We start from the raw sequence: 8889 nt of genomic DNA, 5'->3' as shown, positions 1-8889 counted from the left end.
CTCCGGAATCATCAATGGTTTGACTTTCAGTATCCTGAAGTTTAACAACAAATCAATTCTGTTTCTGAATCCAATCCGCCTGTCAGAAAGGTAATGAATATAAGCCATCAGGTCGGTTGTTTTTTGTGAGGAAAATCGATATTTGTGAGGAAAAAGCTCCTCCGGTCGAAGATTCTGACTCTGCCATTGCTGCAGGTATTTATACTCAATATTCAGCTCATTAATTTCTGCTTTTAACGAAGCGACCTGGTTAATGGCATTCAGGTGTTTTTTCACTTGTTGAAGTACATCATCAATCGCATTTGCAGACGGTGAGTCAGGTAAGACTTCCTCAGAACGCGAAATCGACGTTGAAAAAAACTGTTGCCTGTTCTCCGTACTCCCCAGTCGTGCCACCACATATCCCAGTTGCTGTTTGTCCATCTTTTCATAAACATTACTGACAGCTGAGTTATTATTGGACAAAATTGCCACTGTTTTATTCTGAATTAATATATTAGCAACAACATTGAGTATAGTCTGTGTTTTACCTGTTCCAGGTGGTCCTTCAATAACTGAAATCTGTGAGGAAAATGCCCGTTCGACAGCCAGCAACTGACTTTCATTAAGACCAAACGGAAAAATCAAACCCCATGGCGAATCACGTTTTTTACTCTGTCCTGAACAGTATGCATGCAAGGCGGTATCCGGATGAGGAACTATTTTCTTTATCTGCCTAAGGATATTCTCATCGATATTTCGGTTATTACCACGAGCATAAAAAATACGTTCATTAGCCACCCTACACAAGTAATTAAACACGGCATGCTCTGTAAATGCTGAACACTGTTGAAAGTCAAGGCCGGTCGTTTTCATAATGTAGGGTCGTTCACCCTCGCGGTAATAAACAGCAGCATATTTATCACCATATATAATAACCCGTTCAGCCCGGGATGTTACAGCGTCCCCTTTCCTTTCGAGGAAAACATTTCGCAAATTTACAGTTGGCGTTATCTGACATACAGAAAGCGGACGAGTATATTTTTTCCCGCTGCGAAAATGACAGGTCAGCATAACCTCTCCGTCGTCATTTCCAGCCCACAGCGTCCAGTCGGTAATTTTATGAGTCTTATTTTCACCGTCAACACAAATCGTGACCATATTCTCACTCAGAAATTATCATTTAACTTACGGAAAATTGTTAAGGCACTCCCGATATTAGCTCCGGAGGATTTTCCACAACCCCGGGACTGTTAACATATTTCTGCCTGCCATATATACATTGAAATCAGTCATAACAGTCAATACCAGAATTACAGGAACGCGATGCCGATACGCTCGTTATTGAATACTGATAGCCCCTGAGCACTAATTCATCACGATACTCTGTATTTACTGTTTTCACTGCTTTTTACAACCATTCCCCCCAGGTAAAATGCTGCTCCTCCGGTGATGGCTGTGTCAGAAACTGCCACCCCGGAATGGCCACGCTGACCGCCAGCAATGCCGCACAGACACCAGCCACAAACGGTTTCAGAAACGTGGGCGGGGATTTCTGAAGGGAGGGTGTGGGCTCTGCTTTTGTTTCAGAAACAACATACACCAGACGGGAGTGTGGCAGGGTCTGATATTCCTGTACGTCCGGAGCATCAGACCGGAGTGCCTGAGCCGGAAGGGTTACCGGAGACGATACTTCACCCTGCACAGGCTGGTTCTCCAGGCGGGTGATATATCCCTTCACCATGGCTTCCGGTAAAGCCACTTTACTGCTCTGTTTAAGTTCGTGCCGGGCCAGTATGTCACTCAGTGCCTTCAGGAATGTTTCGGTCTGATACAGCTGGGGCAGGTTGTCATGGTCGTCCGGAGGCATGGCCCGAAGCGTTTTTTGCAGACGGTTGAACAGACCGGTAATAATTTCCAGCCGGGCGTGGGTATTCAGCGGCCACATCACTGACCAGTGATGCCGGGTCAGCGCCACAATCAGAGCCAGCCCTTCATTCAGACCACTTAACCCTGTTGTATGCATCCGGGCGATGGTGTACCAGGATGCCGTCTGTAATTCCACGCCATTGTGTTCATACAGACGCAGGCAGAGCGTTTCCACGTAACGCCAGTCCACATCCGGACGTGCCGGGTGGGTCAGTTTGCTGATTTCATCACGCAGGGCAGCATAATCCGGTAATGACCTGGGGTCACCACCGGTTTTCAGTTTCACTTCAGAAGTCATCGGCAGATTCAGTGTTACTGTATTAAAGCATGATTAACAGTGACGAAAAGAGTGTCAGTGTAATACCGGGACCCGGGAAAGGTATTCCACGGCACGGATGATTGCCGGTGTCACATCCCACCGCCGTTTCAGAACCGCTAACAGCTCATTAAGGTTTCTGATATAACGTTCAGTGAACAGCCGTTGTCCGTCCCTGGTTAAATGAAAACCGGACTGATTACAGGTAATGGTAAGATGGCAGGCATCATTACCAATATATACGGCTTCCTGAGGTCTAAATCTGACATTCCAGTGCCAGGAGTACGGCGAGTGGTTCAGATAAAAAGACGCATCTGAATATCATTAAATAACGGGTTCATGGCGAATTAAATAAACCTGATAATAACAGTATGATGAAAGTCCGGAATAAAGAAATAATCCGGTATTATGCAAAATCCTCAAGGTGACGACTGATACTGTTTTCACGGTAACAGGTCACCAGTAATTCACGGGTTGCCCGGGTGAACGCCACATAAAGCACCGGAATCACTTCAGACTCATCCGCTGCACCAGAGTGAACGAAAGACGCATTGATAACCGCCACATACGGGAACTCCAGCCCCTTGCTGCTCTGGTACGTCAGTAAATGCACCACATCCTTACGTCGCGAGTATGCCTTCTTACCTTCACTGTCAAAGCAGGTGGCAAACGGTATCCCGCGTTGTGTCATAACCTCTTTCAGTGGTTTCACTGAAAACTCTGCCGGACACAGAACAGCCATATCACTCCAGTGACCACACAGGGCATGGCGCTTCTCCAGCCAGTCTGCAACTTGTCTGGCTTCATCACGTTCAGAAGCACAACGCAGGATTTCCGGCTCCGTACCCTCTTCACCGCCCGCCTGTGGCTGAACGAGCGGTATTTCACGGTTCTGATGTTTTTCAAAATACTCGCGCGAGAATGCATAAGCAAAGTGCAGAATGCGTTTCGGATTACGATAATTGACCGGCAGGATAGAAGTGCGTCCCTGTGCCTGAATCCCCACACTGGCCAGAGAAAAGTTCAGGGCCCGCTCCCGCCGGTAAATGGACTGGGCGTCATCGTACATCAGGAGCAGTGAACGGGATGCGTTATCAAACAGACGGGCAATCAGGGCCAGCCAGCGACTGTCAAAATCATGCCCCTCATCCACCAGTACAGCATCATATCCGGTTCGGGTGATTTTTCCGCTGTTCACAGCCTCTTCCAGTGCACTGAAGCATTTATCAGGATATTCTTTTCTGTCGGCCGTCACCTTAATACCGTGGCGTTTTACCATTGAGGCACACCAGCTGTGAAAATGGGATACCGTAACCCGTGACGCCAACCCTCTGGCTTCAATGCATTCCCGCAGATAGCTGGCCAGGGTAATGTTGTAGCACAACACCAGAATCTTTCCGGGTGTGGTTTCAGCCAGGTAAAGGCAACGGAACAAAAGAATCATGGTTTTTCCGGAACCGGCCACACCATGAATGACACGATGCCCGTCACCAATATTTCTGGCCAGAATCTCCTGCTGAATATCCATGATTTTGATTTGTGAGTTCTGTTTCACGGTCACTTCAGGAAACAGATGGGCGCGCAGAATATCTCTCATCCGGGGTGTCACCCGGGTTCTGAATCCCGTGGTAAACATCCCGGCAATTTTTTGCTGGAATACCTCAGGTAAAACAGACTGCGTCATTTCATCCTGGCAGATTGTCTGTGCTGAAGGAAAAATTTTTTCCACCGCATTCTCATCATTCCCTGCCAGTGTCTTCAGTTGCTGACGGGTAATGCGGGTAAACACCACACCATACGCCCAGGCCAGGTTCAGCCGTCCCTTATACTGACCGTCATTCTGCCGTAAGCACGGGTTTGCAGGTAAGGCGTTAACCGTATCACAGGCATAACGACGAACCTGTACCAGCGGATTTATTTCTGATTTCAGAAGACCGTCGGTTTCCAGCGTGACCTGCTCCTGATTTACCTGGCGCAGCGTGGAAACCGTCCAGTCCTTGACCTCCAGAAATACCAGTCCGTTCTCCGGGTCAATAATGACAAAATCCGGATGCCGGTTTTTCCGTCCCACCGGAATATCGTACCAGACAAGGCAGTCATCATTCAGAAAGCTCTCCAGTCGTGAAGCCACCCTCCTCTCCCCAGGCGTCATTCTCTCCTCAGTGGACGCTGATATATTTATCAGTTTCGCCATAACATACTCATGCTCCAGTAAAATCATAACCGTCGACATATTCCGTCTGAAGGGAATATGTCGAATACTTCATTAAAATACAAACATTCAGTAAACTTCACTACGCAAGTGCAATTATCCAGTCCCGTCTAATGATTAAAAACGATAACCAACTCCAACAGTAAATCCATTGACCGAATGTTTTCCATATATATCTGCCTTAGTTCCCTCACACCCAATATTTACAAACATATTGCCCCACGGATTAATAATAACACCAGCAGCATAAGCAAAATCAGTGGATTTTTTTGATACAGACTCACTTAAATATCCATCAGACTCATCAGCACCCACACTGTTTCTCCACTCATAATCTCCCTTCGCTTTAGTATGAGATATCCCCACCAAACCATAAAAACTGATATAGTCATTCAGACGATAAGCAGGGCCTGCGAGAAATGAATAATATTTAATATCAGCCTGCTGTCTGTAAAAATCGTCAGCTTCATCGCGATGACTGTCCGCCCAGTCACCTTTCATATACGAAAAACTCCCGACAACACTGACCGGAGAATCCCACTCATATCGATATTGCAGATTCACTCCTTTAATATTCTTAAAGTCCTGTACCTTACTCTGAGCATAACCAGCCGATAGCGTATGATTATCAGCCAGTGTTGAACCACTCATAACAGATAATATCATTACTGAAATTATAACGTTTTTTTCATTTAACCCTCCTTCATTAATAAATGATTTCTGAAAATCCAAAAGGACCACACATCACAAAACATTATTTGAAATCATCATCAAAAAACTATAAATATATCACCTGACGATTTGAACACACTGACAAAAAACCAAGCATGGTAATAAACCGAACTCCCCACAAACTTCTGTTGCCTCAGATACTACACTCCCTTTCCTCAGGCACAAATGTTGTTCCATAACGAACCAGCCCTGTTCCTTTAAACTCTGCATCAATGGCATAATGTATACTCACCAGACTGAGTTTGCTCCTGCATCATTATTTCGATACGTTAATGCATTGTTCATTGCACCCGGCATTCCCCATCGAATATTTACTTTGTTATATCAGTCAGCCCATAACCAGGTAAATTTTTAAGGCTTACTGACCGAATATTAAAAATGTGTTACATGTTATCAAACCTTTAAAGAATAACCTGCTCTTCTTCATTGGCCGGATTTAGCTCAATCTTGTCAGCAAAACTAATATAAAGCCGTTCATAAAGAGAAGGATGTAGCTTCGTTATTTATCTTTTACATGTAACAGTACCAGGGGATATTCCGCACATCTCTGTGGCTATCATCCCCACCACCTGGCCGGTGGCAGCACCTGCGGCACCGGCAAGGGCGTTCTTACCCTGTGCCAGAGACAGGGCTGCATTCACTACTGCATGAGCTGCTACACGCCCTGCTCCGTCCGGGGTGGTCTGTTTGATAATTTCAGCAATATACGGTGCTGCACCAGCACCACCAAGCTCAGCTTTCTCCTTGTCCGTAGCGCTCGCCACGTCCTTGCCCAGATTCGGCTGTTTGTTTTCGTCTGTATTGTCGCCATTCAGCACATGCCCCGGTCCCCGGGTACCATCGCGACTCTGATCACGTTCAGCATATTGTTTTCACCCCCCCAGTCAAAAAGCTGAGATTGTTATCGACTTATTTATCATCTTATTTTCTTTCTTGTAGTTTTGCTTTTATCCAGAGACCTAAACCAAGGATTGTCCCACCAACTCCACCCACTCTGAAGGCATCAGGAAGAGCCTCACTCCAATTGAAATCAAATGTGTTTATTTTAAAATAAACAATTACTGACGCTAATAAATAGGCCATTACTACTGTAGCGAACATCAAGCCTATGCATAAAAAAATAAGCTTAACCAAATCTTTTATGTTAATTGCTCCCATTTTTATTCCCTACCTTGTCCAGTTTATCTTTTACTTGGTTGCCAGTAACTTCTCCTGAGACAGCCCCCGTAACTGCCCCAATTACCTCAGCACTACCTTCTTTAATAACCGGTTTCAGTTGTTCTGTAGCAATTTTTCCAATACCACCGCCGAAGATCGAGCCAACTCCAGCACCAATAACTGAGTTAGTTGGATCTTCTCCCTTGATACTACTACCGATTGCAGCACCGCCCATATTGATGGGAGTTGAGACGATGATGCCTTTACCAGTTGTAGCTGCAGCTGTCACCCCAGCCATTATCGCATCCACATAACTGAAAGGATCTTTTCCAGCAAGCTGAGCAGCTGAGTTTACGCTGATACCAATTGCTGCATTAGTCGCCATACCTTTCACTGTTAACCCCAGTACGCTTCCTCCAAACAACAAAGGAGCATCACCAATACTTGCATTAGACTTATGATACCCCCAGGTATTCATAATGCTTTGAGCCTTTGCCATTGCTTCAGTATCAGGGTTACGTTTTATATAGTCCTGTCCTGACAGTAACCCGGTAACAAGCTCCTGTGCCACCGCTGTACCGTACTCCTTTTCCATTTCTGAAGCATATACACGCAAGTAAGCTGCCAGTTCAGCACGTTCTGTACTGGTCATCTGTGAAGGGTCTTTGGTGAATTTAGATACCAGCGCATCGCTACGCTTATCGGCATTTTCCAGCCTGATAAGCTCATTGGCTGTCGCTAATGACTTATCACCGCTCTTAATTTTCTCAACGGCTTTGTCGAGCTTGTCTGAAGATGTTGTTCCAAGGAAATTATTCTCAACTGTCGTCTTACCTGACTGTGCGCCGGCTACCGCTGAAGCCCTCGAGTCTCCCACCAGACCACCGGCCAGGCCAGCAGCAACCGTTGCCAGTGTCGAGACCGTCTGCTTCTCTGTCTCGCTCAGTTCACTCACCGGCTTACCGTACATCTGTGTGGCTATCATTCCCACCACCTCGCCGGTGGCTGCGCCTGCGGCACCAGCCAGAGCATTCTTACCCTGTGCCAGAGACAGGGCTGCATTCACTACTGCATGAGCTGCCACACGTCCCGCACCGTCCGGGGTGGTCTGTTTGATAATTTCAGCAATATACGGTGCTGCACCACCTGCCAGGGCTGCACTCAGATTACCGCCGGCCAGCCCCTGTACTGCTGCCGTTGCGGCCTGTATCGCCTGCTGGTATTTGCCTCCCGTTCCAAAACCTGAGGCCGCCATACCGTTATTGTAGGCCCGCTGCGCCACATCCTGTTCCGTAAACGGTTTTCCTGCTGCCTCAAGCTCTGCACGGGCCTGATTCAGTGCTGCCGGGTCCCGCTTCGCTTTCTCACCGGCTATCTGTCCTTCCGTTCTGGCAATATCTGCCACCTGGTTACCAATCTCACCAATGAGTTGCGCCTGCTGCAGTCGCTGATGCTCTTTTTCCCTGTCAAAGATAGGGGACAGCGTCTGGTTTGCATGTGCTGCGTCACGGTTCAGGTCTGCCACATCCTGTTTCTGGCTCTTCGTATCCCGGATGGTGATATTCCCGGCAGACACAGCCGACTGAGTGGTACTGTCCGCATGGCCTTCATGATTTGCACCAACCAGCAGATTGTTGGCCATATTTCCCGCGAACTGGCCACCGATGCTGCCGCCAGTGCTGATACCCACGCTCTGGTGTTCAACTTTGTAATCAGCACGATTTTCGATATCACTGAAGCCCAGTGTACCGGTATCCAGCCGGTTTTTATCTGCCGTTGCCGTGGACGCAATCACCGCACCGTTCAGTTGCGTATGCTGTCCGGTGGTGACATCAAACCCGCCCCTGCCGGCAAAAATCCCTGTCTGCTCCTGCACACTGTCGTAGTTACTGTGCATTTTATCCCGGCTGAGGCTCACACTCGCCGAACCGCTCATGGACCCGAAAGTGAAGCTGCCTCCGGCGCTGGCATTCTGCTGCTTACTGTCATAACGGTCACTGTCCTGCTCACTGGTCAGTGTCAGATGACGACCGGCATCCACTTTCACCGTTTCACCGCCAGCCTGCGCGCCGGTAAGCGTGGTGTCCCGCCCGCTGATAATGGTCAGCCGATTTCCCGCATCCACCGTGGTTTCTGTATGGGTGGTACCGTTGCCTTTTTCACTGCCCTTACCCTGGTTTGCGCTGGCTGAAACACTGATACCCCAGCCTCCGGCCCCTACACCGATACCGACACCCACACTGCCGCCACTGGATGAGTTCTTTCCTTCCAGCTTTGACGTGTTTTCTGCTGATACCAGATTCACGTCACGGTTTGCCTGCAGCAGAATGTTGTTCCCGGCCTTTATCTGACTGCCCTGTATCGTCAGGTCACCATCCACGCCCTTCACGCCGGAGCCGGTGGCCTGAATACTGAGGTTATTACCTGCGGTCAGTGTACTGCCCTTCGCCACCGTCTGCTCTGACTGCTGTTCTGATTTCGAAGACTGGCTGCCGTAAGAGAGGCTGATGCCCACCGTGTTATTATTTCCGGCATCGGCGCCCTGCGCGTCTGCCAGTCGTCC

General features: G+C 48.1%; 6 protein-coding genes and 4 pseudogenes. All 10 read right to left on the bottom strand.

Annotated elements, in window-relative coordinates; all coding sequences use genetic code 11:
• A partial coding sequence (locus E0D98_RS18705; protein WP_131890827.1) for an AAA domain-containing protein occupies positions 1-1140 on the bottom strand: 1140 nt, incomplete at its 3' end.
• Between the two features lie 240 nt (positions 1141-1380).
• Positions 1381-1561, bottom strand: a pseudogene (locus tag E0D98_RS27995) (ShlB/FhaC/HecB family hemolysin secretion/activation protein); the annotation flags it as partial.
• 330 nt (positions 1562-1891) lie between these two features.
• Positions 1892-2206 (bottom strand): annotated as a pseudogene (locus E0D98_RS27990) (type VI secretion system ImpA family N-terminal domain-containing protein); the annotation flags it as partial.
• A 54-nt stretch (positions 2207-2260) separates the two neighbouring features.
• Positions 2261-2565, bottom strand: a pseudogene (locus tag E0D98_RS27985) (hypothetical protein).
• Between the two features lie 65 nt (positions 2566-2630).
• Positions 2631-4376, bottom strand: a complete 1746-nt coding sequence (locus tag E0D98_RS18690; protein ID WP_024177317.1) for a 3'-5' exonuclease — start codon at positions 4374-4376, stop codon at positions 2631-2633.
• Between the two features lie 177 nt (positions 4377-4553).
• Positions 4554-5168 (bottom strand): Ail/Lom family outer membrane beta-barrel protein, encoded by a 615-nt coding sequence (locus tag E0D98_RS18685; protein WP_276320437.1) that lies wholly within the window; start codon positions 5166-5168, stop codon positions 4554-4556.
• A gap of 140 nt (positions 5169-5308) precedes the next feature.
• Positions 5309-5671 (bottom strand): annotated as a pseudogene (locus E0D98_RS27980) (type VI secretion system baseplate subunit TssE).
• Complete coding sequence (locus E0D98_RS18675; protein WP_000931686.1) at positions 5672-5986, bottom strand: hypothetical protein; 315 nt, start codon at positions 5984-5986, stop codon at positions 5672-5674.
• Between the two features lie 103 nt (positions 5987-6089).
• Positions 6090-6326: a hypothetical protein gene (locus E0D98_RS18670; RefSeq protein ID WP_000500956.1), complete on the bottom strand. Its 237-nt coding sequence runs from the start codon at positions 6324-6326 to the stop codon at positions 6090-6092.
• Positions 6313-8889 (bottom strand): hemagglutinin repeat-containing protein (locus E0D98_RS18665; RefSeq protein ID WP_205713025.1); only part of this gene is annotated, 2577 nt, incomplete at its 5' end. The genes E0D98_RS18670 and E0D98_RS18665, both read right to left, overlap by 14 nt.

Origin of the sequence: Escherichia sp. KCJ4928 (assembly GCF_004352695.1) — a bacterium.
Taxonomy (GTDB): Bacteria; Pseudomonadota; Gammaproteobacteria; order Enterobacterales; family Enterobacteriaceae; genus ECMA0423.
This window is presented reverse-complemented; position numbering and strand designations above follow the sequence as displayed.